At 67.0% G+C, this 24,468-nt stretch carries 23 protein-coding genes; 10 read left to right on the top strand and 13 right to left on the bottom strand.

The window, feature by feature from the left end:
• Positions 1-142: 142 nt before the first annotated feature.
• Entirely contained in the window at positions 143-448 is a 306-nt protein-coding gene (locus tag AC3A4Z_RS16385; protein ID WP_498712724.1) for a hypothetical protein, read from the top strand.
• A 5-nt stretch (positions 449-453) separates the two neighbouring features.
• Here AC3A4Z_RS16385 and AC3A4Z_RS16390 read toward each other — a convergent pair whose 3' ends face one another.
• Both AC3A4Z_RS16390 and AC3A4Z_RS16395 read right to left on the bottom strand, forming a co-directional pair.
• On the bottom strand, positions 454-1,077 hold the full coding sequence (locus tag AC3A4Z_RS16390; RefSeq protein ID WP_498712725.1) for a DedA family protein: 624 nt from the start codon (positions 1,075-1,077) through the stop codon (positions 454-456).
• A 79-nt stretch (positions 1,078-1,156) separates the two neighbouring features.
• Entirely contained in the window at positions 1,157-2,134 is a 978-nt protein-coding gene (locus AC3A4Z_RS16395) for an RluA family pseudouridine synthase (RefSeq protein WP_498712829.1), read from the bottom strand.
• A gap of 109 nt (positions 2,135-2,243) precedes the next feature.
• On the opposite strand from AC3A4Z_RS16395, the gene AC3A4Z_RS16400 reads away from it, so the two are divergent.
• Together AC3A4Z_RS16400 and AC3A4Z_RS16405 are read left to right on the top strand one after the other, a co-directional pair.
• On the top strand, positions 2,244-2,930 hold the full coding sequence (locus AC3A4Z_RS16400) for a helix-turn-helix domain-containing protein (RefSeq protein WP_498712726.1): 687 nt from the start codon (positions 2,244-2,246) through the stop codon (positions 2,928-2,930).
• On the top strand, positions 2,923-3,615 hold the full coding sequence (locus tag AC3A4Z_RS16405) for an SRPBCC family protein (protein ID WP_498712727.1): 693 nt from the start codon (positions 2,923-2,925) through the stop codon (positions 3,613-3,615). The genes AC3A4Z_RS16400 and AC3A4Z_RS16405 overlap by 8 nt, the downstream gene beginning before the upstream one ends.
• A 150-nt stretch (positions 3,616-3,765) precedes the next feature.
• On the opposite strand, the gene AC3A4Z_RS16410 is transcribed toward AC3A4Z_RS16405, so the two are convergent.
• Positions 3,766-4,341, bottom strand: coding sequence for a TetR/AcrR family transcriptional regulator (locus tag AC3A4Z_RS16410; protein ID WP_498712728.1), 576 nt, complete (start codon positions 4,339-4,341; stop codon positions 3,766-3,768).
• A gap of 76 nt (positions 4,342-4,417) precedes the next feature.
• On the opposite strand from AC3A4Z_RS16410, the gene AC3A4Z_RS16415 reads away from it, so the two are divergent.
• Positions 4,418-4,924, top strand: a complete 507-nt coding sequence (locus AC3A4Z_RS16415) for a DUF4188 domain-containing protein (protein ID WP_498712729.1) — start codon at positions 4,418-4,420, stop codon at positions 4,922-4,924.
• Here the strand turns inward: AC3A4Z_RS16415 and yczR are convergent.
• Positions 4,914-6,467, bottom strand: coding sequence for a MocR-like transcription factor YczR (yczR, locus tag AC3A4Z_RS16420; RefSeq protein ID WP_498712730.1), 1,554 nt, complete (start codon positions 6,465-6,467; stop codon positions 4,914-4,916). The genes AC3A4Z_RS16415 and yczR overlap by 11 nt on opposite strands.
• Positions 6,468-6,528: 61 nt before the next feature.
• On the opposite strand from yczR, the gene yczE reads away from it, so the two are divergent.
• Positions 6,529-7,185 (top strand): membrane protein YczE, encoded by a 657-nt coding sequence (gene yczE / locus AC3A4Z_RS16425; protein WP_498712731.1) that lies wholly within the window; start codon positions 6,529-6,531, stop codon positions 7,183-7,185.
• Here the strand turns inward: yczE and AC3A4Z_RS16430 are convergent.
• The 3 genes from AC3A4Z_RS16430 to AC3A4Z_RS16440 form a co-directional block, all read right to left on the bottom strand.
• Complete coding sequence (locus AC3A4Z_RS16430; RefSeq protein WP_498712732.1) at positions 7,182-8,012, bottom strand: Fpg/Nei family DNA glycosylase; 831 nt, start codon at positions 8,010-8,012, stop codon at positions 7,182-7,184. The genes yczE and AC3A4Z_RS16430 overlap by 4 nt on opposite strands.
• Positions 8,005-12,999, bottom strand: coding sequence for an ATP-dependent helicase (locus AC3A4Z_RS16435; protein WP_498712733.1), 4,995 nt, complete (start codon positions 12,997-12,999; stop codon positions 8,005-8,007). Before AC3A4Z_RS16435 ends, AC3A4Z_RS16430 begins: the two co-directional genes overlap by 8 nt.
• A gap of 68 nt (positions 13,000-13,067) precedes the next feature.
• The gene (locus AC3A4Z_RS16440) at positions 13,068-14,618 is read right to left on the bottom strand and encodes an FAD-dependent oxidoreductase (RefSeq protein WP_498712734.1); all 1,551 of its coding nucleotides are present in this window, start codon (positions 14,616-14,618) and stop codon (positions 13,068-13,070) included.
• Positions 14,619-14,797: 179 nt separating this feature from the next.
• Here AC3A4Z_RS16440 and AC3A4Z_RS16445 point away from each other — a divergent pair, with 179 nt between their 5' ends.
• The gene (locus tag AC3A4Z_RS16445) at positions 14,798-15,268 is read left to right on the top strand and encodes a DUF4383 domain-containing protein (protein WP_498712735.1); all 471 of its coding nucleotides are present in this window, start codon (positions 14,798-14,800) and stop codon (positions 15,266-15,268) included.
• A 76-nt stretch (positions 15,269-15,344) separates the two neighbouring features.
• Here the strand turns inward: AC3A4Z_RS16445 and AC3A4Z_RS16450 are convergent, their stop codons facing one another.
• From AC3A4Z_RS16450 to AC3A4Z_RS16470, 5 genes are all read right to left on the bottom strand, one after another.
• On the bottom strand, positions 15,345-15,995 hold the full coding sequence (locus tag AC3A4Z_RS16450; RefSeq protein ID WP_498712736.1) for a DUF4232 domain-containing protein: 651 nt from the start codon (positions 15,993-15,995) through the stop codon (positions 15,345-15,347).
• A 102-nt stretch (positions 15,996-16,097) separates the two neighbouring features.
• The gene (locus AC3A4Z_RS16455; protein WP_498712737.1) at positions 16,098-16,850 is read right to left on the bottom strand and encodes a YcnI family copper-binding membrane protein; all 753 of its coding nucleotides are present in this window, start codon (positions 16,848-16,850) and stop codon (positions 16,098-16,100) included.
• Positions 16,851-16,931: 81 nt separating this feature from the next.
• Positions 16,932-17,555: a hypothetical protein gene (locus tag AC3A4Z_RS16460; protein ID WP_498712738.1), complete on the bottom strand. Its 624-nt coding sequence runs from the start codon at positions 17,553-17,555 to the stop codon at positions 16,932-16,934.
• A gap of 88 nt (positions 17,556-17,643) precedes the next feature.
• Positions 17,644-18,711: a nitronate monooxygenase gene (locus AC3A4Z_RS16465; protein ID WP_493972934.1), complete on the bottom strand. Its 1,068-nt coding sequence runs from the start codon at positions 18,709-18,711 to the stop codon at positions 17,644-17,646.
• A gap of 70 nt (positions 18,712-18,781) precedes the next feature.
• Positions 18,782-18,991 (bottom strand): hypothetical protein, encoded by a 210-nt coding sequence (locus AC3A4Z_RS16470; protein WP_493972933.1) that lies wholly within the window; start codon positions 18,989-18,991, stop codon positions 18,782-18,784.
• Positions 18,992-19,221: 230 nt separating this feature from the next.
• Between AC3A4Z_RS16470 and AC3A4Z_RS16475 the strand changes: the two genes are divergently transcribed.
• Complete coding sequence (locus AC3A4Z_RS16475) at positions 19,222-19,566, top strand: hypothetical protein (protein ID WP_493972932.1); 345 nt, start codon at positions 19,222-19,224, stop codon at positions 19,564-19,566.
• Between the two features lie 52 nt (positions 19,567-19,618).
• Here AC3A4Z_RS16475 and AC3A4Z_RS16480 read toward each other — a convergent pair whose 3' ends face one another.
• Complete coding sequence (locus AC3A4Z_RS16480) at positions 19,619-20,650, bottom strand: LacI family DNA-binding transcriptional regulator (RefSeq protein WP_498712739.1); 1,032 nt, start codon at positions 20,648-20,650, stop codon at positions 19,619-19,621.
• A 217-nt stretch (positions 20,651-20,867) separates the two neighbouring features.
• On the opposite strand from AC3A4Z_RS16480, the gene AC3A4Z_RS16485 reads away from it, so the two are divergent.
• The 3 genes from AC3A4Z_RS16485 to AC3A4Z_RS16495 all read left to right on the top strand — a co-directional run bounded on the left by AC3A4Z_RS16485 (position 20,868) and on the right by AC3A4Z_RS16495 (position 24,465).
• A complete protein-coding gene (locus tag AC3A4Z_RS16485) occupies positions 20,868-21,716 on the top strand; it encodes a sugar phosphate isomerase/epimerase family protein (RefSeq protein WP_498712740.1) in 849 nt (282 codons plus the stop codon).
• Positions 21,713-22,723 carry a Gfo/Idh/MocA family protein gene (locus AC3A4Z_RS16490; RefSeq protein ID WP_498712741.1) on the top strand — a complete coding sequence of 337 codons (1,011 nt, stop codon included), beginning with the start codon at positions 21,713-21,715 and terminating at the stop codon, positions 22,721-22,723. Before AC3A4Z_RS16485 ends, AC3A4Z_RS16490 begins: the two co-directional genes overlap by 4 nt.
• Before the next feature lie 206 nt (positions 22,724-22,929).
• Complete coding sequence (locus tag AC3A4Z_RS16495; protein WP_493972929.1) at positions 22,930-24,465, top strand: ABC transporter substrate-binding protein; 1,536 nt, start codon at positions 22,930-22,932, stop codon at positions 24,463-24,465.
• The last annotated feature ends 3 nt before the right edge of the window (positions 24,466-24,468 follow it).

Below are 24,468 nucleotides of genomic sequence, written 5' to 3' on the forward strand. Positions count from 1 at the left end.
GAACTACGTGCACGCATAAAACTGCTCCCCGGGAGTCGAAACTGAATTTCTCAGTCCAACTTCCGGGGAGCAGTTCACTCAGGAGAGAGCGTTAGGAATTTCCCGACATTAAGTGAGAGAGGGTCTGGGTAGGGTTGAAGGCATGCCTTCGTTCCAGACCCGCCTGAAGATCACCGGGCTGCGCCCCGGCAACCCTCCCGAAGCCGTGATGGACGCGGCGGTGGAGGCCTTGGGAACCCGGCACCATGTGGAAGCGAACCAGCTCCAGATAGCAGGCGGGGTGCCGCAGCTGAACCTGCGCTTTCTCGTGGAGGCAACCGAATACAGTGGCGAGAACCGCCAGGCGGTCGAGTCGGCAGGCATGATGCGTGACGCCGTCGAACGTGTTGCGCTGACAGGTTCCCTCACGGTCCTGCGGCGCAACCGCGGGCGCTGGATGCCGATCTAGAACCGTTACGGCAGGGGCGGTTCGGTTTCTTCGACGACGGGGGACCGGTTGCCGCGGCGCCGCGTAACAATAATGCCGACGACGACGCCGATCACCAGCCCCAGCGCCACCCCGATCAGCGAGCTGGCCCAGAACGGCAGGCGGGTGGCGGAGCCGGTGAAGTAGCCCAGGCCCACCAGCCAGCATGCCCAGAGGAGCGCCCCGAGCCCGGCGCACAGGCTGAAGCCGCGGACCGAAACGTTGGCGATCCCGGCGGCAGCCGAGGTGGCCAGCCGTCCGCCGGGAATGAACCTGGCTCCGATAATGGCGCCGTAAGTGGACGAGCGGCCGGCCTTGGCAAGGGCCTCGTGGATCCCGGAATGGACACGGCGGCCCCACTTCCAGCGGTCAAGGACGTGGCTCAGCCGGCGCCGGAACAGCTGGAACACCATCATGTCGCCCAGCCAGGATGCCAGCGCGGACAATGCGGCCACCAGGAACACGTTGGCCCTGCCGTCCGCGGACAGCGCTCCACCGGTGATCACCACCATCTCGGACGGGATGGGCGGGAAGATGGCGTCGCCCAGCACGATGGGGATGATCCAGAAATAGATGGCCGCCCCCCAGCTGTCAGCGCTGCCAAAGTCCATGGGCACAAGGTATCGCAGATTGGTCCTGCTGGGACCACAGGTTAACCACAGGGGTGCCCCCAGGGGGACTTTCCGCAGGTCAGGAGCCGGCGGCCTCGCTGAGCTTCAGGCCGCTGCGGTACTCCACCGGCTTCCCGGAGATGGGATCCACAAACCGGATCCCCCGGGCGAGGAGCTGCAGGGGTTTGCTGTAATCGTCCGGAGCCTTGTCCAGCAAGTCCGGGTAGAAAGCATCGTTGATGATGCCGAGCCCCAGCGAGGCCATGTGCACCCGCAGCTGGTGGGTCTTTCCGGTGTGCGGTTCCAGCCGGTACAGCGCACGGCGGGCGCTGTAAACCGGTCCGGCAGTGGCGGTGCCCGCGCCACGAGCTGCAGGTCCGCCGTCGAACGTTGCCAGCTGCTCAATGCGCGTCTCCGCGTTGGGTTGGCCCTCGACGACTTCGGCGAGCAGATAGCTGCGCGACTTGGTCATCCGGTTGCGCACCACCACGGGAAACTCGACGGCCGGATACCCCTCCGCGGGCTCGGCCGCGGACACGCACTCGTATTCCTTCTGGACCTGGCGCTTCTCAAAGAGGACCTGGTACATGCCGCGGGTGGCCGGGTTTGTGGAAAACAGCAGCACCCCTGCGGTCATGCGGTCCAGCCGGTGCATGGGAATCAGGTCCGGCAGGTCCAGCTGGTTGCGCAGGCGCACCAGCGCGGATTCCTGGATGTAGGTCCCGCCCGGGGTGGTGGGCAGGAAGTGCGGCTTGTCCACCACGAGCAGGTGCCCGTCCTGGTACAGGATGTCCAGCTCCACGGGAATGCGGGTCTCCGGCGGCAGCGTCCGGTAGTACCAAATGAACGTGTGGTCCGTCAGGGGAGTACCCCGGTCCAGGGGAATCCCGCCCTCGCCCACGATCTCACCGGCGTCGAACCTGTCCTCAATGCCCTGCGGATCAATGTGGCCCCAACGGTGCATCATGTAGTCCATCGCGGTGTCCCACGGTCCCTCACCGGGCAGGCGCAAACGGGTGGCATTCACGCCGTCGCGTACGGGGAGGGGGGATTGCATCACCGGACAATTCTACGTGGCCCTGTAGTAGGAGTCGGCGCCTGGCGGTACCTTACCGATGATAAAAAAGTTCTTGACAATAAAAGTTGTCGGTAGGCACACTTGAAGCATGTTGGACATAGCAGTTATCGAGGACCCGGCGGCCGCAGAAGCTTCCCTGGATCCTGTGCGCACGCGGATCCTGCACGAGCTGTCCCATCCGGGCTCGGCAACGCAGATTGCCGTCAAGGTGGGGCTGCCCCGGCAGAAGGTCAACTACCACCTCAAGGCCCTCGAGCGGCATGGCCTGGTGGAGCTGGTGGAGGAGCGTCGGAAGGGCAACGTGACCGAGCGGGTGCTTCAGGCCACCGCGGCCTCCTACCTGATTTCACCGCAGGCCCTGTCCTCGGTGTCGCCGGATCCGCACCGGTTCTCAGACCGCTTCTCCGCCTTCTGGCTGCTGGCACTTGCCGGCCGGATGGTCCAGGAGATGGGCAAGCTGATCGCCGGCGCCGCCGCTGCCCGGCAAAAGCTGGCCACCTTCGCCATTGACGGCGAGATTACCTTCCGGACCGCAGCTGACCGGGCCGCTTTCGCGGAGGAGCTGGGCGTGGTGGTCACGCGGCTGGTGGACAAGTATCACGACGGCGGTGCCCGGCCAGGTCCCGGGGCGTCAGGCGGCAGGCGGCACCGGCTGGTGGTGGCACTGCATCCCGTCCTCAAGGCAGCCGACCCCAAGACAACCAACCCCAAGACAACCAAGGAGACCCCGGAGAGTCCGGAAATCCCTACAGCAAAGGAGCAGGACAATGACTGACAAGCGCGAATTCGAAATCGTCTACGACACCGAGCTGCCCGGCACGCCGGAGCGGGTGTGGGAGGCGGTCACTGCCGGGACGCCGGCCTGGATGTTCCCCACGGATCAGTGGCCGGACGTCAAAATGGTCCAGGAATACCCCACCCACCTCGTGTCCCGGATGGACGGCCCGGGTGGCTGGTTCAACCAGCTCGAGCACGTCCTGGAGCCCCTCGAGGGCGGCCGCGCCCGCCTGCACTACGTGCACAGCGGCATCTTCGTGGACAACTGGGACGGGCAGTACGACGGCGCTTCCCGCCACACCGAGTTCTACCTGCACACCCTGGGCCAGTACCTGCAGTACTTCGACGGACGCCCCGTGGTCTTCACGGATATCCAGGCACCCGCGGCGTCGCAGGCTGCCGACGGTTTTGCCCAGCTGCGCCGGGCCCTGGGCGTGGAATCCTCCGGCCAGGGATCGCCGGTGGAGCTGGAGCTCGACGGCGTGGGCCGGCTGAGCGGTGAAGTGGACTTCTCGAATGAACACTTCCTGGGGATCCGCACCTCCGATGCGCTGTACCGGTTCTTCGGCCGCAACGCCTTTGGTGCGCCGGTGGGAATGACTGTCCACGATTTCAGCGGGGCCGGCGATGCCGAAACCACGGCCAAGGCCTGGGGCAACTTCCTGGAAAAGGTATACGCCTAAACGGCCTTTGGCGGCAGCGGCGAGCTTTGTCCGGGCAGCGACGCGCAAAATACAGATCGACTCGCAAAATACCTGGCGCTGCGGATATATCCACTGCGCCAGGTATTTTGCGTATCGCGCGGGAACACGCGCCCCGAAAAAGCGGTGGTGTCAGGCGGCCCAGCCACGGGCGATCGCGTCCAAGGCGGAGTTGTAGGCGGCGGCCCAGTCAGAGTCGGGCGGGCCAACCTGCGCAAGTTCCAGGCTCACCAGCCCGTGCACCTGGCCCCAGATGGCGAAGGCCACCACTTCCACAGGTTCAGCCCGCAGGGCGCCCGACGCCTGGGCGGAAGCCACCGCTGCCATCAGCGGCTCCATGGCCCCGGCAGAAACCTCCGGGCTGGGCTGGCAGTCCACGTAGGCGGCCAGTGCCCCGCCGAACATGAGGCGGTAGAGCGCCCGGTGCTCGAGCGCCCAGGCCCGGTAGGCCACGCCGAGTTCCTGGAGTCCTCCCGTGGCCGCAGCCACCTGGGAGTCCCGGAAGGATTCGAAGCCGTGGTCCACCACGGCGGTGAGGAGCTGGGATTTCCCGCCGAAGAGGGAGTAAACGGCCGTGGTGGACGTCCCCGCTGCCGATGCCACATCCCGCAGGGTCACTTTGGCCGGTCCGTCCCGGTCCACCAGCTCGGCGGTCACCGCCAGCAGTTCCTGCCGCAGGGAGTCGTTATGGATTACAGGTCTTGCCATGGGCTTCATTGTTTCATAACCTTGTTTCGTAACGCTGTTACAAAACATCGTTTCGAAACCAACCAAGGAGCTTCCCATGACGCACAGTGTCTTTCCGGGCCGGTTCACCGCCGATCCCGGCCGGGAATCAGTGACCGTCTTCCTGATCGGCATGAGGGCCAACAGGTGGTGGAAGCTGGGAACGGTGGGCAAGGTGGCAAGCGCCATGCCCCGGATGCTCCAGCACCTGGCCGCGGACCCCGCGTCAGGGATGCTGGGGTACGAGCAGTGGTTCGGCCGGACCACCATGCTGCTCAGCTACTGGGAAAGCCCGGAGCACCTGCGGAAATTCGCCGCGGACCGGGAGTCCCCCCACCTGGAGCCGTGGCGGCGGTTTATGAAGGAGACTGCGGGCAGTGGCGACGTGGGCGTCTGGCATGAGACGTACCAGGTGCCTGCCGCCGGGATTGAAGTCGTTTACAACGGGATGCCGCTGTTTGGGCTGGCCAAGGCGACTGCCCACGTTCCGGTGGGGGCCGGAACCAATACCGCCAAGCAGCGCATGGGCCGGTTTGGCGGGCAGTCATCGCCCGTCAGGCAATAGCAACAGCGGGCGCGTTCTTGAGGCTCCGCCGCAGCTGTGGGGCTGCATCCAGCCTGTCCTGGGCTGATCGCAGTGCCAGGACCGCGGTTTCCAGCTTTTCCGGGGGCAGGGTGAACGGCACCCGGAGGTAGCGTTCGAACGCGCCGCCAACGCCGAACCGCGGCCCTGCCGCCAGCCGGATGCCGAAGTCCGGGGCGATGACCGTCAGGGCGGTGCTGATGGGGGCCGGAAGTTTGCACCACGCGGACAAGCCGCCGGAGGGGTAGAGCGTTTCCCATTCCGGCAAGTGTCCGGCGAGGAGTTCCAGCAGGGCTTCCCGGTTGTCCCGGAGGGCGTCAAGCCGTGCGTGGAGCGGCTCGTCCATGGCCCGGACCAGATGCGCGGCGGCCAGTTGTTCCATCACCGGCCCGCCAAGATCCAGGGACGTCCGGGCCGCCGCGAACTGCTGGACCAGCTCCTGCGAAGCGCGGATCCACCCCGTGCGCAGGCCGCCCCAGTGGGACTTGCTGAGCGTGCCGATGGTGACCACCGAGGGGCCGAACGCAGCCACCGGAGTGGTGCCGGCGCCGTCGAGATTCAGCTCCCGCAGCGTCTCGTCCACCACCAGGATGGTCCCGGCCGCCGCGGCAGCCCTGACCAGCTGGCGGCGCTGGAGGTCGGGCATCAGCTGGCCCGTCGGGTTGTGGAAGTCCGGCACCAGATACGCCAGCCTGGGCCGCTGCTGCGCCAGTGCGGCCTGAAGCCCGTGCATATCCCAGGCAACGGTTGTCCGGCCCTCCGGTTTGCCGACGACGGGCGCTGCGAAAGCCACCGGAACCGCGCGGCAACCCGCCGCACGGATCGCGTCCAGGGCGTTGGGGTAGCTCGGGTGCTCTACCAGCACCTTGTCATGCCGGCCGGTGAGGGCCCGGAGGACGATGTTCAGGGCGTGCTGTGCCCCGGAGGTCACCAGGACCTGGTCCGCCGTGGTGGGTACACCGGCTGCTGAGTAGCGTGCTGCCACCGCTTCCCGCAGGGGCAGCAGGCCCATCGCGTCGTACCCGAAGCCGGGGAGCAGGGCGGGAAGCTCGGTGAGGGCCGCGGCAAACGCCCGGTGTACCAGTTCACCGCTGGCCGGCAGCGACGAATACGCGAGGTCGATCAGTCCCGCCGGTGCTGCCAGGCCGGGCGCGGTGAGTCCCGGTTCCAGCCCCGCCCCCGCAAGTCCTGTTCCGGCCAGGTCTAAGCCACTCGGCAGGGGCCCCCTTGAGATTGTGATGCCTGCCGCCGTCGGGCGCGGGATCCTGGTCCGGCTCCTGCTGCCCTGCCCGCTGCTGAGGAATCCCTGGTCGCGGAGCAGGCCGTAGGCCGCCGTGACGGTGGTCCGGCTGACGGCCAGGGCTTCGGCCAGGGCGCGCTCACTGGGCAGTGCGGTATCCAGCGCCACCCTGCCGTCCAGCACCAGCAGACGTACGACGTCGGCCAGCTCGCGGTAGGCGGGCGAGGCGCCGAGGTTCCATGTGCCCAGGAGGCGGGCAAGGGCTGAAGCGGTTAGCGGGGACATCAGGCCAGTATCTCAAACTGGCTATGTATTTCAAGGCCAGTTCTCCGGCAAAGTTAAGGGCATGTTGACCCGCAGACTCCTCCAGCTCTTTATCGGCCTCGCCATGTACGGCCTGTCCCTTGCGATGTTTATCCGTGCCGGACTCGGCCTGGACCCGTGGGATGTCTTCCACCAGGGTGTGGCCGGCAGGACCGGGCTCAGCATCGGTGTGGTGGTGATTATCGTAAGCTTCCTGGTGCTGCTGCTGTGGATCCCGCTGCGCCAGCGGCCAGGATTCGGCACGCTCTGCAATGCTGTGCTGGTGGGCGTCTTCGCGGACATCGGACTCGCCCTGATCCCGGCGTTCCCGCACCTGGGTGGCCAGATCGGCATGCTGGCGGGCGCCGTCCTGCTCAACGGAATCGCCTCGGCCTGCTACATCGGCGCCCGGTTCGGTCCCGGCGCCCGGGACGGACTGATGACCGGGCTGGCCCGGCGGACCGGGTGGTCTGTGAGGGTATCCCGGACCCTGATTGAGGTTGTTGTGCTCGGGGCAGGCTGGCTCCTGGGCGGGTCCGTGGGGGTGGGCACCGTTGTTTACGCCCTGGCCATTGGCCCGCTGGTCCAGTTGCTGCTCCCGTTGTTTATGGTGCCGGCGGCCCTGCCCGCCGACGCCGACGCGCTGGAGCGCAAGCCCGCTGCCGCCGGCGCTGCTTCGACTGCGCAGAACGGGGCTTAGCCTGGCAACGGCTGGCAGTGCGGGCAGAAGTAGATGTCTCTTTCCTCCTCGCCGTTGGGCTTGCCGAGGGTGCCGCGCCGGATGGGGGTTCCGCACTTGAGGCAGGGCTGGTGCTCCCTGCGGTAAACCCAGTAGCCCGGGCGCCCGGCCATCCTGCCCACCGGCATCCCTTGGGGGTTGAGGATGGTGACGCGGCGGCCCGGGCCCAGGTTGACTTCGAGCAGCTGCTTGGCGTCGGTCATCAGGGTGCGGACATCCTCCACGGCAGAAACGGGCGACGCCGGATGCACGCCGGACAGGAAACAGGTTTCGCAGCGGTAGATGTTGCCGATCCCGGCCAGGTTTCGCTGGTCCAGGAGTGCCACCCCGATGGGGACGTCCGGGGCCGCCCGGACCCGCCGCTCCGCTTCGTCCAGGTCCCAGTCCGGGCCCAGCAGGTCCGGGCCGAGGAACCCGACAATGGAGTCTTCGTCTGCCGTGGCCACGACCTCGACGATCCCCAGGGAAAAGCCGACGGCGTCCGCTACCGGGGTGCGCAGCACGCAGCGGGCGGTATAGCCCGGTTTCCGCCACCTGCCGCCCGGCGGATAAACCTGCCAGGTGCCCTCCATTTTCAGGTGCGAGTGGATGGTGAGCTTTTTGTCCTCCGGCCCCACCACCCGCATCAGCAGGTGCTTGCCGCGGGGGACCACTTCGGCCACAGTCCAGCCGGCAAGGTTCAGGGTGGCGAAGCGGGGGACACGGAAGTCCGAGGCAATCAGCTTATGCCCGGCCAGGGCCTGATGCAGCTGGTTGGCCGCCCGCCAGACGGAATCCCCCTCAGGCACGGATCCTCAATCCTTTGGGTGTGGAGTAGGCGCCCGCGGCGCTGAGCGCGGCGGCGACCGGCGTATCGAGGATCTCGTGGCCGTTCACTTTCTCCATAATCAACTTGTCCACCGCGCCGCGCGTCACCACGCCCACCAGGGCGGAACCCGCTGCGGCCAGGATGCCCTCATCGTCGCTGAAGGCAAGCAGGGTTTTGCCGCCCCGTTCCACATAGAGGACCAGTGCCCCGTCCACCAGCACCACCAGGGCGCCGGCCTTGCGCCCGGGCCGGTGCCCGGTTCCGGCGTCGTCGTGCAGGGAGGGCCAGGGGAGGGCGGCACCGTACGGGTTGGCAGGATCGGTGGCAGCCAGGGCGAGGGCAACAGGTTCCGGCTTGGCGAGCTGGGTGTCCTCCGAATACGACCGCAGCCGGTCCACCGTTGCGGGAACGGCGAACTGGGCGGCGCCAAGGTGTTCGATGAAGTAGCCGCGGCGGCAGCGGCCGGCTTCCTCCAGCCGGGCCAGGACTTTGTACATCAGGCCGAAACCGCCCAGGATCTGTTCCGCCATCACCGAACCGCGGGTGACCACGCCGTAACGGTCCAGCAAAAGCTCTGCCGTGGCGCGGGCGTGGATCGTGGCGTCCAGCTCGGGCTGCGGAAGTGCGGACCAGCGGCCTGCCGCCAGGGGAGGCGTGGCTGCTGCAGCCGGGGAGCCGCCATACCGGCCGCTGCCCAGACCGGCTGACCCCATCAGTCCCGTCCCATGCGAACGGCCCAGCCGGCTCAGGCGCGGGGCCCGGGCCCGCGGAGCGCGGGCAACCTGCCGGTGGGCGGTGTGGCCCCCGGCGATCAGTGCCCTCACCGGCGCGAAGGTGTCACCGGTGATCCGGCCCGCCCAGGCCAGGTCCCACAGGGCAGTCACCACTTCCTGGTCGCTGAGGACGGAGTCCATGCCGCCGGCCACGTCCGTCAGTTGCCGGAAGAAGTAGCCGCCGCCGTTGGTGCGCAGGTGCTCCAGGAGGCGCAGCTGGGCATCGCCGGGTTCGTAGTCGATGGCCGGGTTCAGGGTGAGCTCCGCCGAGTCGGCAAGGTGAAGGCTGATCCAGCCGTCATTCCCGGGCAAGGCTCCCGCCCCGGACCAGAGCACCTCCCCGGCGGCCATCAGCTCGTCGAGCATGGCGGGCTGGTAGTTGGACACGCGGCTGGCCAGGACCAGGGGTTCCCAGGCCGAGGCCGGAACGGGCACCCCGGAGAGCTGGTCGATGGCAGTGACGATGCCGTCCAGTCCCCGCAGCGACGGCTGGCCGCGGCCGCCGCCGGGGGTCCGGACGTGCTGCCAGGCCGGCAGGAACCGGCCATAGGCGGATGCGTCCACCGGTTCCACTTCGGCGCGGAGCGCAGCCAGCGACCGGCGTCGCAGCTTGCGGAGCACCTCCGCATCACACCACTCACTGACGGGGAGATGGTTCTGGGCTTCGGGGGTTGGAGCGGCCGGTTGCTCTGCCTCAGGTGCCGCTGCATCCACGGCCGGTAGGTCGGGTGCCGCTGGTTCGACGGCGTGCGGCCTGAATTCACCTTCCACCACCCGGCCGTCCGCAGCCAGCCGTTTCAAGGCAGTGGTTACCACGGCCACCCCCAGACCCAGGCGCGCTGCAGCTTCGGCCGCCGTGAAAGGCCCGTGCGTCCGGGCGTACCGGGAGACAAGGTCGCCCAAAGGATCCGCCACCGGCTCGATGAACGCGAGCGGGACCCCCATGGGCAGGGGCACGCCGATAGCATCGCGAAGGCGGGCGGCATCCTCAACCGCGGCGTACCGTTCCACGCCGCCGATGTTCACCTTGATGGCGCGGTTGGCCCGCTGCAGGGCCACCAGGTGGGCGATGGCGGTTTCGGCGCTGGCATGGAGGGTTTCGGCAGGCTCAACCACCGCGGTTTCGGCGGGCCCGGTTTCGACAGGCTCAACCACCGGCGGATCCAACCTCGCGGCAGCTTCTTCGGGCGCCAGCGGTCCGAGGAGACGCAGCAGGTCCGCCACGCCCTCAAGCCCGCGTGCACGCCGGTCCGGCGCCAGGCGCTGCAACTCCCGCTCGGTGGCCTCGATGACCTTCGCATCCAGCAGTTCCCGGAGTTCAACGCGGCCCAGCAATTCGTTCAGGAGCGTGGAGTCCAGGGCCAGCGCCGCAGCCCGCCGCTCCGCGAGCGGTGAATCACCCTCGTACAGGAACTGGGCAACGTATCCGAACAGAAGGGACTTGGCGAACGGCGACGGCTGCGACGTGGTGGTCTGCACGATTCGCAGCTCGCGCCGCTCCACGGACGCCGCGATGTCCTTCAACGCCGGCAAATCGTAGACGTCCTGCAGGCATTCCCGCACCGTTTCCAGCACGATGGGGAACGTGGGGTACTTCCGGGCTACATCCAGCAACTGGGCGGACCTCTGCCGCTGCTGCCATAACGGCTGCCGCTTGCCGGGAGTCTGCCGCGGCAGCAGCAGGGCGCGCGCCGCACACTCGCGGAAGCGGGAGGCGAACAGCGCACTGCCGCCCACTTCCGCCGCGACGATCTGCTCCAGTTCCTCCGGATCGAACAGGAACAGTTCGGCGCCGGGCGGCTCGTCCTCCATCATGGGCACCCGCAGCACGATGCCGTCGTCGGCCGCCATGGCCGAGCCATCCAGGCCGTACCGCTGGTGCAGCCGCTGGCCCACCGCCAGCGCCCACGGCGCGTGGACGGGCATGCCGAAGGGGCTGTGGAGGATCACCCGCCAGTCGCCCAGTTCGTCGTGGAAGCGCTCCACCACCAGCGTGGTGTCGTTGGGCACCACCTCGGTGGCCAGTTTCTGTTCGCTTAGGTATTGGATGAGGTTGTTGGCGGCGAAGTCGTCCAGGCCGCTGGCCTTGCAGCGCTCGGTGGCAGGCCCGACGTCGGACGCTGACAGTTCGCGGACGAACGCGCCCAGGGCGCGGCCCAGGTCCACGGGGCGGCCGAGGGAGTCGCCCTTCCAGAAGGGCAGCTTTCCGGGCTGGCCGAACGCGGGGGAGACCAGCACCCGGTCGTGCGTGATGTCCTCGATTTTCCAGCTCGTGGCACCCAGGGCGAAGACGTCGCCAACACGGGATTCGTACACCATCTCCTCGTCCAGTTCGCCCACCCGCCGGCCGCCCTTGGGCGCAGGCGCGGGTTTACCGTCCGTTGAAGGGGACGTGGTTCCCTCCACCTCGGTGCCGATGATGTAGACGCCGAAGAGGCCGCGGTCCGGAATGGTGCCGCCCGAGGTGACCGCCAAACGTTGGGCCCCCGGCCGCCCTTCGATGGTGCCGGCATTGCGGTCCCAGATAATCCGGGGGCGCAGCTCGGCAAACTCGTCCGACGGATAGCGGCCGGCCAGCAGGTCCAGCGTGGCCTCGAAGGCTGACCGGGGGAGGGACGCGAACGGGGCTGAACGGCGGACGGTAGCGAACCACTCCTCAACATCGATGCTGCCCAGGGCCGTGGCGGCCACGGTCTGCTGGGCAAGGATGTCCAACGGGTTGGCCGGAATGCTGAGGCGCTCGATTTTTCCCGTCAGCATACGCTCCACCGTGATGGCCGTGTGCACCAGGTCCGCCCGGTGCTTCGGGAAGAGGACACCTTGGGAAACTTCGCCCACCTGGTGGCCGGCGCGGCCCACGCGCTGCAGCCCGCTGGCCACGGACGGCGGCGACTCCACCTGCACCACCAGGTCCACGGCACCCATGTCGATGCCGAGTTCCAGTGAGGACGTGGCCACAACGCAGCGCAGCCGGCCGGACTTGAGGTCGTCCTCGATCAGTGCACGCTGGTCTTTCGAGACGGAACCGTGGTGGGCGCGGGCCAGCACCGGGTCCGCCCCGGCTGAGCTTCCGGCCTGCGCCATCATGTGCGCCGGAGTGGCTGTGGAAGCGGGAACGCCGGCCTGCGGCCCGGGATCGTCCCAGCCGCCGCCGGCAGCCACCAGTTGGCGTTCCGCGTAGATTTCGTTGAGCCGGGCCGTGAGCCGTTCGGAGAGGCGGCGGGAGTTGGCAAAAACGATGGTGGACTGGTTGGCCAGCACCAGGTCCACGATCTTTTCCTCCACGTGCGGCCAGATGGAGGCCTGGGGCTGCAGCCCGGACGCGGGACCGGAATCGAAGGCCCCGGCGGCACCCTGGAGGTCCGACATGTCCTCGACCGGGACGGAAACGGTGAGGTCCCAGTTCTTCTTCGCCGGCGGCGCAACGATCTCCACCGGCGCGGTGCCGGCCAGGAATTGGGCCACCAGTTCCCGGGGCTCAACGGTGGCGGAGAGCCCGATCCGCTGTGCCGGTTTGGGCAGCAGCGCATCCAGCCGTTCCAGTGAGACGGCCAGGTGGGCGCCGCGCTTGGTTCCGGCCACCGCGTGGACTTCATCGATGATGATGGTGTCCACCTCGGTGAGCGTTTCGCGGGCGCGGGAGGTGAGCATCAGGAACAGTGATTCCGGCGTGGTGATCAGGATGTCGGGCGGGTTGCTCAGCAGCGCACGCCGGTCCGCGGTTGTGGTGTCACCGGACCGGACGCCCACGGTGATCAGCGGGGCGGGCAGCCCGAGCCGCTTGGCGGTCTGGGTGATGCCGATGAGCGGCGAGCGCAGATTCCGCTCCACGTCCACGCCGAGCGCTTTCAGGGGTGAAATGTACAGGACACGGGTTTTGCGTTTGGGCGCCCGGGGACGCCTTCCCTTGGCGGGGGCCTCCGGCGCCGGAACCGGGGTTTCCTGTGCAGCGGAGCCCGACACCAGCAACCGGTCCAGCGCCCAGAGGAACGCGGCCAGTGTTTTGCCCGAGCCGGTGGGCGCGACCACCAGGGCGTGCGAGCCGGACGAAATGGCCTGCCACGCGCCGTCCTGGGCGGGAGTCGGCTCCGAAAAGGCACCGAGGAACCACTCCCGGGTTGGGCTGCTGAACTGCCCCATGGCCGTGGTGGAGACTGACGTCCCGCCCGGGGCGGAGCCCTGTTCCTGCTGCATGCCTCCATCATGCCCTAACCCACTGACAGCCCACCCGGGCTTAGGCTGGCCCTGGCGCGGGCGGCCGCTCAAGCCTTCCCTGCAGCGGGAAGGTTCCTGGTGGCCGGGCCCTCCAGGAGCACTCCCTCATTGGTGAAGCGGGAGCCGTGGAGCGGGCAGTCCCAAGTCTTTTCGTTGTCGTTCCAGTGCACGATGCCGCCCAGGTGGGTGCAGACGGCGGACAGCTTGCAGGTGGATCCGTCCACGGTTGAGGCGGCGACCGGGCGGCTGCCCTCACGGTACACCTGCCCTTGGCCTTCGTCCGGGACCACAGGGGCGGCCGGTGCGGGCAGCTGGTCCCTGTCCTTTCCCAGTACCTTGGCGCCTTCGGTTTTCAGCCCTTCGGCGGCAAGCTGCCCCCAGCCGGAAGCCAGCTTGGCCGCCACCCCGGCGTTGAGCGACACGGCCGAGAAGGCACCGGACGGAGACGTGACGCGGTGGTGGATGGTGTCCGCCCAAGGCACCTGCCCGCCCAGGATGTCCGCGGCAATCCCCAAGGACGCGGCGACGGCGTTGGTCATGCCCCACTTGTTGTAGCCGGTGCCGAAGTAGACGTGGCCCCTGCCCCGCGGCAGCTTGCCGAAGAAGGGCATCAGGTTGACGGCCATGTAGTCCTGCGCAGACCAGGTGTGCGTCACTTGCGAGCCGGGGTACTGCTGGGCGGCCCAGTCCAGAAGGCTCCCAAGGTGGTGTTTTTCCGACCTTGCCCGGCCCACGTGGTGGCCGTGGCCGCCCACCAGCAACAACCGGTGGCCGTCCTTCTCGTAGTCCCGCAGTGAGTGCGTGGGCTGTTCCACCGAGATGTACATGCCCGGGGGCGGGGCCTGGTCCTCCTGCAGCTGCAATGCTGCCGCGTAGGACCGGCTGGGCTTCAGCTTGGCGAAGTACAACCCGCGGTCCAAAACGGGGATGCCGGTGGCGAGCACCACGTTGTTTGCGGTGACGTTGCCGCGGTCCGTGTGGACCGTGGCCGGGCGGCCGCCGGTGACGTCCTGCAGCCGGACCCCGCCCACCACGGATCCGCCGCGGCTGCGGAGGTCGGCCACCAGCGTGTCCAGCACATCGACAGGGTGGATCTGCGCCTGGCCGGCCAGGCGTATGGCGCCGTGCACGGGGAAGGGCAGGCCGGCGTCGCGCACGTATTCCACGTCCAGCCCCGCGGTGGTGGCGGCGCTGACCTCCTCGCGGAGCTTCTCGGTCCCCTGCGCGGAAGCTGCATAGGTATACGCATCCCGCGTCTGGTACGGCACGCTGTGCTCGTCGAGGTACCGCAGGAGCCACGCCTGGCCCTCGCGGTTCCCGTCCACGTACGCCTGCACCTGCTTCTGCGAGTACTGGCGGGACAGCTGGGACAGGAAAGTGCCCTGCAGCAGCGTCACTTTGGCGGTGGTGTTGCCGGTAGTCACCGCACCGGGGAACCTTGCCTCCAGCACCAGGACGTTCTGACCGGAGCGGGCCAGCAGCAACGCAGTGACCAAACCTGTGAGCCCGGCCCCTGCCACCACGGTGTCGTAGGTGCCTCCGGGCTCGAACGGATCAGAAGCAAACGCTTCGCGGCTGTCCAACCAAATCGACGTCATCCCAGTTCAGCCTGCCTTTGGTCCGGGCCCTGGCGGGCCGTTTGTGATGGGTCCGTTATAGACCCTGATCTATGCGTGGCGTAGGTGATAAGTATACTTATCATGTCGGTGTTTAAGTCTATGGTCAGGCGCAACCCGGCAGCCATGATGTAAACGGAACGACAACAGCAGGAGTGATCATGACAAGCACAAGTCCGAACGGTCGCACCGTGGGCCGTACTAATATCCAGAAAGCCGCGCTCGCGGTGGGTGCGGTCTTCCTCCTGGTGGGCGTCCTGGGGTTCATCCCGGGCATCACCAGCAACTACGAAACCCTGGGATTCGCCGGTCACGAATCTGAGGCCCTGCTCCTGGGCATCTTCCAGGTATCCGTACTTCACAACATCGTCCACCTGCTGTTTGGCGCAGCCGGAATCGCCCTGGCCCGCGACGCCGGACAGTCGCGGAACTACCTGATCGTCGGTGGCGCCATTTACCTTGTCCTCTGGCTCTACGGCCTGCTGATCGGCCACGACACCCCGGCCAACTTTGTCCCGGTGAACACTGCGGACAACTGGCTGCACTTTGTCCTGGGCGTGGGCATGATCGGCCTGGGCGTGGCACTGTCCCGCGGCACCGCGGGTGCCGGGCGTACCACCACCGCCCACTAGCAACCGCAAACGAAACTGCAGGCGGTCCGGCACCTTGCCGGACCGCCTGCAGTTGTCTGTGGCGAAGTCCGCGGCCCTATGCGGGCTGGAACGCCCCGATGGTGAGCAGCGTGATCTCGGCGTTGCTGCAGGCCTTGGTGGGCTGGGGCAGGAACAGCGACGCAGTGTCCTCCGGCGGATAAACGCGGTAACCGGCGGCGTCCACCATGGCGCAATCGGGGTAGTTGCCGGCCTGGGTGTAGCGCAGGACGGCTGCCCCGGTTTGCCCGGGTGCCAGCAGGACGTCCGCCGGTGCGGTGCTTTCGTCGCGGGTGGCCGGAGCTCCGATGGGGGCACCGGCGGCATCGGCGGCCAGTGATACGCCGGCGAAGCCCCGCAGCAGGCAGGGTTGGGAACCGGTGTTGGTGAGGTTGAGCTTCATGTAGACGCTTCCCGCGGCCCCGCCCCCGGAAGCATCCGTGGCGGCGGAGAGGCCGGCCGCCTTGCACAGCGCCGGCCCCGCCGGGGCAGCGGTTGCCGGAGCGGACGCCGACGCCGACGGCGACTCCGACGCCGAACCGGACGGGCTGGGCGACGCGGACGTTGCGCCGGGGCTGGCAGAACCGGTGCCCGGTGGTGTCGTCGAAGATGATTGCGGCTGGCTGGGGCCGCACCCGCTAAGCAGCAGTGCGGCGGCCGCAGCCGCCGTCGTAATGGCAAACCCGTGTGAAATTCGCTGAGACCTCATGGCACCACCTTCGTGGCAGCGGTGGGCCGCGTCAACGATGCGGCGAGGTGGCGCGGCAATTTGATGCCCGGATCGTGATGATCCGGGCATCAAAGCCTTGCCCTACTTTGCCGCCTGGTCCGTCCCGGGCTTGCCGCGTCCGCTGCGGAAGAACGCCGCGCCGCCGAGCACCAGGCCACCGATGCCTGCCGCCAGGCCGGCCCAGCTGCGGGCGTCCGCCCCGCTGTCCGTCACCGAGGCCTGTTCGGTGGACGTGGCAGTGCTGTGAGCATCCGGCGCTGCTGCAGTATCGCCGTGCCCGGTACCGGCTGCCGCGGTAACGGTGATCGAGGGGGCCGGAGCATTCAATGAATGCGGATCCTGGCCGTCCCTGGCGATCTCCGACCAATCCGTCTGCCCGGTTTCGCAGCTCTGGAGGGTGGGGAAGTACAGCGTGCTGCCGGCGGCGTCCGGGAGCTTCACGGAGAGCACCAGGGCATCGCGCAGCTCATGGTCCAGCGGCGCTTTGGCGGTATAGACGATCTGGCTGGTCCGCTTGGTGATGGACGTACCGTCGGCCAGTTTCTTCGGCTCGGCGAGCTGTTCCGTTACCTTCTCCACCGTCCAGTTGGGATTGACGGTGGGCTGGGCATCGTTGAGTTCCTGCGGCAGCGTGATGGCCACCTTGGTGGTGCCCGAGGTGTCGCAGCCGTGCGGAACCGCGAAGGTGAGCAGGGCGTACGAGTTGGCATCGGTCTTGTCCGGCGTCACGCCGACATGCGCCGACGCTCCGCCGGCAACGGCGAGCAGCAGGGCTGCAGCGCCTCCGGTGGCGGCGGTTGCCTGCAGGGTACGGCGGAGTGCTGAAGTGTTCATGAGGTTGCCTTTCCGGCGCGCGCCCTCCGGAAACCGGAGTCGGGCGCGCAAAAGTATGGGGGCCGCAGATACGGCGCGGTTCTAGCGGAAAAGAACGACGGCGGGCGGCGGGCCGCGGCGGCTGTCCTGCCGGAGGTTCCGCCAGGGACGCCGCGGTGCAGCGGCGGTGGGGATGGAAACGAAAGCCGGCGGAACGGCGTCGACCGCCACCGCGCGGGGGAGGGCAGCCAGCGGCCGCAGCCAGGCCGCGAGTGCCCACAGGGCTGCCTCGCCTTTTGCCAGCAGGAGTGCGCAGGCCAGCGTTGCCAGGGTGTGTGCGGCCAGCATCAGGGGTCCGGAAGCGGCACCTGGCGAGTGCAGGTGGCCCACCGCCGGGGCCAGCAGGTCAGCACCCGCCAGGTGTCCGGTATGAGGTGATGCTGCACCTGGAGCCGCGGCGCCGGCGGAACCAAAGGCGGTAAACACCTCGTGCAACGCCAGCTGCCCGCCGCCCAGCAGGGCTGCCATGGCGGGAAAATTCAGCCGCAGGCGCGTGGCCGTCGTGCTGCCGAGCGTGGTCAGTGCCAGGACCGCCAGCAGGATGGCCGGGGCCGGCAGCTGCCCGCCGCCGGCAAGGTGGGCTCCGGAGGCAAGCGTGAGGATGACGGTGGCCACGGAGGATGCCCGGAGGAAGTGGAAGGGCGCGCGTGGACGGTGCGTTGGCACAGACCCTCCCTTCCCGGTTCCGCAACCGGGCGCGGGCAGGAGGCGCCGGTCGGATAACGTTCAGATTCTACCGGTGATCCAGGCCCGGTCAGGCTCCGGCCAGCAGCTCGGCAAGCACCTCTGCCGCAGTGTGGTGCCGGAGCAGCGGCGCCGACTGGCCTGCCCACAGGGACATCAGGTCCGTGTTTCCCCGGGCGGCTGCCTGTGGCCGGAACCTGCCGGTCAGCCAGTTCTGCACTGGGAACGGGGCCGCCGTGCCGGCTTCTTCAAGCTCGGCAATGATGCGGTTGGGTATGCCGCGGGCCAGGCGGCCGCTGAGGGTGCGGGTGAGCACGGTGTGGGCGGCGGCGGGGCTGTGCAGCACCTCACGATAGGCCGGCACGGCGGCGGATTCACGGGTGGCCAGGAATGCCGTGCCCACCTGCACACCATCGGCGCCCAGCACCATGGCGGCAGCGAAACCCCGGCGGTCCGCGATGCCGCCGGCGGCGATCACCGGGACGGACACGGCGTCGGCCACCTGGGGGACCAGCGCGAACGTACCCACCAGCGATTCTTCGGCGGGCTTCAGGAAGGACACCCGGTGGCCGCCGGACTCCATCCCGCTGGCCACCACCGCATCAACACCGCCTGCCTCCAGCGCCACTGCTTCGGCCACGGTGGTGGCAGTACCCACGACCTTGATGCCGCGGCGGTGGGCTTCCTCCACGACGTCGGCCGCCGGCACACCGAACACAAAGCTGACGACGGCGGGACGCGCCTCGAGCGCGGCCTCCACCTGCTCGCCGTAGTCGGGCATGTACCGGTCCGGCATGCCGGGCAGGGGAATGCCCAGTTCCTCGAAATACGGCTTCAGGGCAGCGGTGTATTTTTCGTAGTCCTCCGTCGGGAGGAGCGCGGTTTCCGTGCCGTTGGGCACCCACAGGTTGAGGGCGAACGGCTTGGCTGTTGCTCCACGCAGTTCGGCTGCCGTCTTCCTGATGGCGCCGCCTTCGTACCCGTACAGGCCGAAGGAACCCAGCCCGCCGCCGTCGCTCACTGCCGCGGTCAGAGCCACGGACGAGACGCCGCCGAACGGTCCAAGCACCACCGGTACGTCTATGCCCAAGAGATCGGTGAGCCTGTTGGAGTGGGCGGACGGGAACTGATCGGTCATGGCAGGCTCCTGGTGGTGTTACTGCTGGCTGGCACCCAGTCTTGCAGCCCGCGGCGCGGCGCCCAAGCCGTTATGACCCCGCTGCGGCGAGGTCGTACCCGTCCGAGATATGGAAGAGGCGGCGGCCGCCAATGGGTGTGGTGACCCATACGACTTCACCGTCAGCGGTGCGGTCGTCCACCAGGCCCGCATAGGCAGTCTTGCCGTTCCTGCTCAGCTCCACGGTCTCGCCCACCTGCACGTCTTCCCAGCTGCCCGGGCCCTTGACGCGATTCTTCATCGAAGTCACGCTACTTTCTGAGGTTGAGAATCCTGGATGCTCCGGCCGGTTGTGCCGGTCCCTCCATCAAACCCGGCCGGGGCGGCGCCGCTCAATGGAGGAGTGGCCACGGCCTGCACCCGGACTTTGTGCAGCGCTCCAACTCTTCACTCCCGGCCGGGAGGTGTACCGGGCCGTTCGGGCGGCGCTAGACTGCAGGCGTAGATGCCAGGCGACCCTGAGGAGTAGTTGTGGAATACACCGGAAGCCAGTCAGAAAAGGCTGTTCCCGCTGGAGAACTTGGCCGCAGCCATATCGGCCAGACCATCAGCTTCCAGCCCAACGAGTTCACCACCGTCTTTGGAAAGCTGGCCGGAGTCGCCCGCACCGAGGCCATGGTCTATCTGTCGCTGACGGGGGTGGGAAACGGCACGCACCTGAAGGACGAATACGATCTGCCGATCACACACGATGTCTACGTGCCGGTGGACGTGATCACCAATGCGGAGTCCACCATCAAGGACCTGTTCGGCAAAGTCCAGGAGAATCTGCGCGGAGCGGGCCACAAGGGCGAGGACAAGACGGACCGGCTCTAACAGCACTCATCGACTGCTCCGCTCCTGCCTTTTAGACCCCCGAAAACGGCAGCTACGGAGCAGTCGATGAGGCGGGCGCCGCAGCCGTGGAGCCCCGCACTGTCAGGTGCGTGGGCATCACGGAACGGGTGCGGATGCCGCCTCCGGCCAGCGGGTTCAGTTTGGCCAGCAGCATGGAAACTGCCACCCGGCCGGCCTGTTCAATCGGTGAAGCCATGGTGGTCAGCGGGGGATTGCAAAAGTCGGCGCCAAAAATGTCGTCGCACCCGACGATGCTCATCTCTTCCGGCACGCGGATGCCGCGTTCCCGCAGGCGCTGGAGCATCCCGATGGCGATCAGGTCGTTGAAGGCAATGCAGGCAGTGACACCACTGTGTACTGCGGCGTCGGCGGCAGCTGCGCCGGACTGGGTCTTGGGGGCAAACGGGCCCAGGCTGCGCACCTCGACGCCACGGTCCTGGGCTGCCTCGGACAAGGCAGTCCAGCGCCGTTCGCTGGATTGGGACGTCAGCGGCCCGGCGATGTAGGCAACGCGTGTATGGCCCAGTGAAATGAGGTGGTCAAGCGCCTGGCTCGTAGCGGACGGGGTATCGATGATGACGGCGGGAACACCGGCAACGTCACGATTAATGGTCACGAGAGGCGCCTTGCCGGCAGCTGCCAGCAGCGCGTCATCGGTGAGCCGGGACGCTGCGACGATGACGCCGTCGGCCGTCTTGCGCAGCTGTTCCAGCGTGCTGGCCTCAACCTCGTCTGATTCCTCGGTGTCCACCAGCAACTGGGTGTAACCCGCCGCCTTGAGCTGGAGCTGGGTTCCCCGGATCAAGTCAAAGTAGAACGGGTTGGTGATGTCGGGAACCAGCACTCCCACTGCTCCCGTACGCCCCGAACTCAAAGCCTTTGCCTGGCTGTTGGGCAGATAGTTCAGCTCTGCGGCGGCCGCCTGGATACGCTGCCGGGTGCGGATGTTGACCCGGTCAGGCGTTGACAGGGCGCGTGAAACAGTGGAAGCGGCAACTCCGCACATGGCGGCGATGTCGTGGATGGTGGCAGGACGGTCTGTTCCTGCCGCTTGCGTCGCCATGGCGCTCCTCTCTGAACGGAATGACCGGCAGCTGTGACCGTTGCCACAGCTGCATCACCCAAGGATGCCACAATCGGCGAATTTATGGCAACCGATTGTCAAAAGTTGGCAGGCTGCCTAGACTTGCCGGAGTACTTTTTCTGTGAACCAAGTCACCCACGCGACGTAGCTGGAATCGAAGGCTGCCGTGCCGCGGGGTCCTAGCAAGGAGATTCCGTTGACCCACGCACCACAAACAAGCTGGCAACTTTCGGGATTCGGCGACGAAATCGATCCCGACCCAGCCATCCAGGCCGCGGTGCTGTTGGCATTGGGCGCCAGCCACATTGAAGTCAGGAGCGCCTGGGGAACGAACGTCTCCGAACTTGCCCCCTCTCAGGTGGCCGACCTCAAGGTCATCCTGGACGCCAACGGCCTGAAGGTCTCCGCTGTTGCCAGCCCTATCGGCAAGGTGGACGTCAGCCTGCCCGTTGAGCATGAACTGGACCGCCTGCGCCAGATCATCTCCGTGGCGAACGGCTTGGACACAAAGTACGTCCGGATCTTTTCCTTCTACCGGGCCGACGGCCAAACTCCCGAGGACGTCCGCGACGACGTCCTGGTCCGCATGCGTGCACTGGCGGCGCTCGCCGAGGAATCCGGCGTCGTGCTGCTGCATGAAAACGAAAAGGACATCTACGGTGACACGCCCCAGCGCGTGCTGGACATCATGGAGTCCGTCAACTCCCCGGCCCTGCGCGTTGCCTGGGACAATGCCAACTTTGTGCAGGTAGGCGTGAAGCCGTACACGGACGGGTACGCCATGCTGCGCCCGTACCTTGAGTACTTCCAGGTCAAGGATGCGCTGTCCACCACGGGGGAAGTGGTTCCCTCCGGTGAGGGCGACGGCGAACTGGACGCCACCATCGCCGCACTCAAGGCTGACGGGTACGGCGGTTTTGCCTCCCTGGAACCCCACCTTGCCAGCGCCCACGAGCTCGGCGGCTTTTCCGGGCCGGTGGCCTTCGGGGTCGCAGCGCGCGCCTTCGCGGCACTGGCTGCTAAAAACGGGGTTGAGCTCTCTTGAGCATCCGGGCTGCCGTGATCGGCTGCGGCGACGTCTCCACCGTCCACTTCGAGGCGGTGGCAAAGCTCGACGGCGCCGAGCTGGTTGGCGTCTGCGACCCCCATCCTGAGCGGCTGGCTGCCGCTGCCGAACTTTACGGTGTGCCAGGCTTTGCTGACCATCAAAGCCTGCTTGAGGCCGTCCGGCCCGAGGTGGTGCATATCTGCACGCCGCACAACCAGCATGCCTCGATAGCCGTTGACTGCCTGGAACGGGGCGTCAACGTCATCGTGGAAAAGCCGCTGGCCCATACGCTGGCGGAAGGGCGGCGCCTGGTTGACGCAGCATCCAGGGGCAACGCGAAAATCGCCGTCTGCTTCCAGAACCGTTACAACGCGACGTCCCAGGCCATGCACTCCCTGCTGGCAAGCGGTGAGCTCGGCGCGGTGGTGGGAGCGGCCGCAAGTGTCATGTGGCAGCGTTCCCCGGACTACTACCGCGGCCGGCCGTGGCGTGGTTCCTGGGAAGGCGGCGGGGGCGGGCTCCTGATGAACCAGGCCATCCACACCGTGGACCTGCTGCAATGGCTGGTGGGCGACGTCGTCCAGGTGCGCGGCAATGCCGCCACCCGCTTCCTGGGCGGGGCCATCGAGGTGGAAGACACCGCGGAGTTCGTTGCCGAACATGCCGGCGGTGCCAGGAGCGTTTTCTACGCCACGCTCGGCCATGCTTGCAACGCGCCGGTGACCCTCGAAGTGGTCACCGAAAAAGCTGTCCTGACTCTGCGCGGGGACCTTACCGTCACTTACGAAGATGGGCGGGTGGATGTGATCCCCGAACGCAGGAGTGACACGGGCGGCAGGTCCTACTGGGGCGTCTCGCACGAACTGCTGATCAAGGATTTTTACGGCCGGTTGGATGAACCCGAGCCGTTCTGGATCAGTCCCCTGGAAGCTGAGAAGTCACTGCGCATCATCAAGGACGTCTACCGGCAGAGCTATCCGGACGCCGTTTCCCGCGTCTCATAACAGTTGTGGCAACCGATTGTGTATCCCGGACTTCGCAACGTTTGCTGACTATTTTGCAGCGCTAGGCAGCATTGCAACAATTTTAGACAACCGGTTGCCAAAGATGCCCGCAGTGCGTACTGTGAACGTCACAGGATAAATGTGGCCCACGCCACAACGCTTTCCCTCCCAACTCCCACGTTCCACAAGGTTTCAAGGAGCCGACAATGAAGTTAGGTCCCAAAGCGGCAGCTGCCGCCCTCGTTCTGAGCGCCTCGCTGGCCCTCACCGCCTGTGGCGGTGGCGGCGCCGGTGCAGGATCCACCGCCGCCGGCGGAAAAACCGTCACCGCGCTGACCCTCGGCACCCTCCGGGACATCACGTCGTGGGATCCGGCGCAGGCCCACGTGGGCCACGCCCTCCAGCCGTACCAGGCCGCCTATGACAGCCTGATCCTGCGGGAACCCGACGGCAAGCTCAGCCCGATGCTGGCCACGGACTGGAAGTACAACGACACCAATACCAAACTCACCGTGGACCTTAGGACGGACGTCACCTTCAGCGACGGCGCCAAATTCGATGCCGAAGCAGCCAAGGCCAACCTGGACCACTTCAAGAAGGCCAACGGCCCGCAGATGGCCCAACTGGCTTCCGTCTCCGACGTCGCCGTGGTGGACGCGGACACCATCGACATCAACCTCAGCGCCGCTGAGCCTGCGCTCGAATACTTCCTGAGCCAGGCGGCCGGCCTCATGGGAAGCCCCAAGGCCCTGGGCACTGATGCCATCAAGACCGAGCCCGTTGGTTCCGGCCCGTACGTGATGGACAAGGCCGCAACGGTCAAGGACAGCCAGACAGTCTTTAATGCCCGCAAGGACTACTGGAACAAGGACCTCCAGAAGTACCAGAAGCTGACCCTTAAAATCCTCACCGATCCGACGGCGCGCACCAACGCCCTGGTCTCCGGCCAGATCGATGCCACGCTCCTGGATCCCAAGAACGGCAAGCAGGCCGAGGGCGCCAAGATGAAACTGGAAACCAACCAGGTTGACTGGTCCGGACTGCTCCTGCTGGACCGCGACGGCACCAAGAACCCAGCCCTCGCCGACGTCAAGGTCCGCCAGGCCATCAACTACGCCTTCGACCGCAAGACCATCCTGGACCAGGTCATGCTGGGCCAGGGCACACCCACCTCCCAGCCGTTCGGCAAGGACAGCGGCGCCTGGACCGAAGAGCTGGAAAACTACTACAGCTACGACCCCGCCAAAGCCAAACAGCTCCTCAAGGAATCCGGCTTTGAAGGCAACGTGACCATCGACGTTCCCACGCTCCCCGGAGCGGAAACCCTGATCTCGGTTCTCCAGCAGCAGCTGGCTGACGTCGGCATTACCCTGAAGCCCGGCGCCGCGATCACCAACACGTTCACGTCCGACGTTGCAGCCCAGAAGTACCACGCCCTGTTCTTCAACCTCTTCCAGGGCGAGCCCACCGTGGCGATTGACCAGATTGTCTCCACCAAGGCCCTGTACAACCCCTTCAAGAACACCAACCCCGAGCTCGAGGCCAAGATCCAGGCCGTGCGGACCGGCGGCGAAGATGCAGGCAAACTGGCACAGGAGGTCAACAAGTACGTTGTCGAACAGGCCTGGTTCGCACCCCTGTTCCGCGTGAACCAGATGTACTACCACAACGACAAAGTGAACGTCTCGCCGCAGGCCCAGCAGGCCGTCCCGTCCATCTATAACTACTCGCCTGCCAAGTAGGAC

It is taken from the genome of Arthrobacter sp. Soil_C_49 (assembly GCF_057656635.1).

Bases quoted from the DNA above. Each gene is read 5' to 3' on its own strand.
- AC3A4Z_RS16440 (WP_498712734.1), bottom strand. From the start codon at position 14,618: ATGACGTCGATTTGGTTGGACAGCCGCGAAGCGTTTGCTTCTGATCCG.
- AC3A4Z_RS16470 (WP_493972933.1), bottom strand. From the start codon at position 18,991: ATGAAGAATCGCGTCAAGGGCCCGGGCAGCTGGGAAGACGTGCAGGTG.
- AC3A4Z_RS16450 (WP_498712736.1), bottom strand. From the start codon at position 15,995: ATGAGGTCTCAGCGAATTTCACACGGGTTTGCCATTACGACGGCGGCT.
- AC3A4Z_RS16455 (WP_498712737.1), bottom strand. From the start codon at position 16,850: ATGAACACTTCAGCACTCCGCCGTACCCTGCAGGCAACCGCCGCCACC.
- AC3A4Z_RS16445 (WP_498712735.1), top strand. From the start codon at position 14,798: ATGACAAGCACAAGTCCGAACGGTCGCACCGTGGGCCGTACTAATATC.
- AC3A4Z_RS16385 (WP_498712724.1), top strand. From the start codon at position 143: ATGCCTTCGTTCCAGACCCGCCTGAAGATCACCGGGCTGCGCCCCGGC.
- AC3A4Z_RS16495 (WP_493972929.1), top strand. From the start codon at position 22,930: ATGAAGTTAGGTCCCAAAGCGGCAGCTGCCGCCCTCGTTCTGAGCGCC.
- yczR (WP_498712730.1), bottom strand. From the start codon at position 6,467: ATGTCCCCGCTAACCGCTTCAGCCCTTGCCCGCCTCCTGGGCACATGG.
- AC3A4Z_RS16465 (WP_493972934.1), bottom strand. From the start codon at position 18,711: ATGACCGATCAGTTCCCGTCCGCCCACTCCAACAGGCTCACCGATCTC.
- AC3A4Z_RS16435 (WP_498712733.1), bottom strand. From the start codon at position 12,999: ATGCAGCAGGAACAGGGCTCCGCCCCGGGCGGGACGTCAGTCTCCACC.
- AC3A4Z_RS16405 (WP_498712727.1), top strand. From the start codon at position 2,923: ATGACTGACAAGCGCGAATTCGAAATCGTCTACGACACCGAGCTGCCC.
- yczE (WP_498712731.1), top strand. From the start codon at position 6,529: ATGTTGACCCGCAGACTCCTCCAGCTCTTTATCGGCCTCGCCATGTAC.
- AC3A4Z_RS16395 (WP_498712829.1), bottom strand. From the start codon at position 2,134: ATGCAATCCCCCCTCCCCGTACGCGACGGCGTGAATGCCACCCGTTTG.
- AC3A4Z_RS16480 (WP_498712739.1), bottom strand. From the start codon at position 20,650: ATGGCGACGCAAGCGGCAGGAACAGACCGTCCTGCCACCATCCACGAC.
- AC3A4Z_RS16410 (WP_498712728.1), bottom strand. From the start codon at position 4,341: ATGGCAAGACCTGTAATCCATAACGACTCCCTGCGGCAGGAACTGCTG.
- AC3A4Z_RS16415 (WP_498712729.1), top strand. From the start codon at position 4,418: ATGACGCACAGTGTCTTTCCGGGCCGGTTCACCGCCGATCCCGGCCGG.
- AC3A4Z_RS16390 (WP_498712725.1), bottom strand. From the start codon at position 1,077: ATGGACTTTGGCAGCGCTGACAGCTGGGGGGCGGCCATCTATTTCTGG.
- AC3A4Z_RS16400 (WP_498712726.1), top strand. From the start codon at position 2,244: ATGTTGGACATAGCAGTTATCGAGGACCCGGCGGCCGCAGAAGCTTCC.